The 383-nt window shown below is 67.9% G+C and carries 1 protein-coding gene; it reads right to left on the bottom strand.

All coding sequences use genetic code 11. The features are described from left to right. Positions 1-383 (bottom strand): hypothetical protein (locus K9U41_RS23785; RefSeq protein ID WP_282643279.1); only part of this gene is annotated, 383 nt, incomplete at both ends.

The raw sequence follows: 383 nt of genomic DNA, 5'->3' as shown, positions 1-383 counted from the left end.
CGTGTGGGTCGTGGTTGGCGGACATGACCGCGATGAGGTCGAGTTGGGCGGTATCGGCGTGGGGGTTGCCTTTCACCGTGGTCTGGGCGGCCCAGCGGGCGAGGTCGAGGTCGAGTGCCTGGAGTGCATGGGTGACGACGAGGTGTCCGATGTCGGCGATGGCGGCGCCGAGATGGAAGTCGAGGCGGTCGCCTTCAGTGAGCCAGCCATACCCGTTGCGGCGCAGATGGCTGAAAGGCTCTCCTTCGACGAGCCGCAGCGCCGTGACCAGGTCCTCGATGCCGTCCGGGCCGTTGGCGTGTGCGCGGAGCCGGAGGCGTCGCAGCAGCTCGGCATCGACGAGAACGTCCGGGAGCAGTTGGTAGGTGGCTACTCCACGGGAG

This window comes from Xanthobacter autotrophicus, from assembly GCF_029991245.1.
GTDB lineage: Bacteria > Pseudomonadota > Alphaproteobacteria > Rhizobiales > Xanthobacteraceae > Xanthobacter > Xanthobacter autotrophicus_C.
This window is presented reverse-complemented; position numbering and strand designations above follow the sequence as displayed.